At 43.5% G+C, this 841-nt stretch carries 1 protein-coding gene; it reads left to right on the top strand.

What is annotated here, in order from left to right; translation table 11 throughout:
• Nucleotides 1–841 (top strand): Spy0128 family protein (locus HMPREF3093_RS09430; protein ID WP_306806864.1); only part of this gene is annotated, 841 nt, incomplete at both ends.

Genomic DNA, 841 nt, shown 5'->3' with positions numbered 1-841 from the left:
ATTAGAAGCTGCGGTAGAATACCCAGATGGGCAAGAGATTACTAACGTCTACCAAGCAGCGTCAGTAAGCAAAGTCTTGAAAGCTAACAAGGCGCTGACAGGTGCTAACTTAGCAGATGACCAATTCACCTTCGAATTGGTTAACAAAGCTACTGACCAAGTAGTTCAAACTGCTAAGAATAAGGCAGACGGGACTGTAACCTTCCCAGCTGAAACTTATACAGAAGTAGGGAACCACACTTACATTATTCGTGAGAAGAACGACGGCTCTAAGGGTTATACCTATGACGATAAGACGGTTGAAGTAACGGTAGCAGTTACCGACAATGGTCAAGGTCAATTAGTGGCAACTGAGACTTACGCTAAACCAGCTGAGTTCTCTAACAACTACCAAGCTTTATCAACGACTGCAAGCTTCAGCTTCACTAAGAAGTTGACTGGTCGTGCACAAGTAGCGGGTGAGTTTAGCTTTGACTTAACTGCTCCAGAAGCAAAAGACAACCAAACCAAAGCAACTGCGGATGAGAACGGGACCGTTAATTTCGACCCAATCACTTATACGCAAACAGGTGTCTATGAATACACTGTTAAAGAACAAAATGGTAAGCTTGGTGGGGTCACTTACGACGATAAGACTTACCGCATTAAAGTTACTGTCACAGACAACGCAGGTCAATTAGAAGCTGCGGTAGAATACCCAGATGGTCAAGAGATTACTAACACTTACCAAGCGGGATCAGTAAGCAAAGTCTTAAAGGCAAGCAAAGCCTTGACTGGTAAAAACTTAGCAGATGACCAATTCACTTTCGAATTGGTAAACAAGGAAACAGGTCAAGTTGCC

Origin of the sequence: Abiotrophia sp. HMSC24B09, assembly GCF_001815865.1 — a bacterium.
Taxonomy (GTDB): domain Bacteria; phylum Bacillota; class Bacilli; order Lactobacillales; family Aerococcaceae; genus Abiotrophia.
Note: the sequence above shows the minus strand (reverse complement) of the source record. Positions and strands in the feature narration are given on the sequence as shown.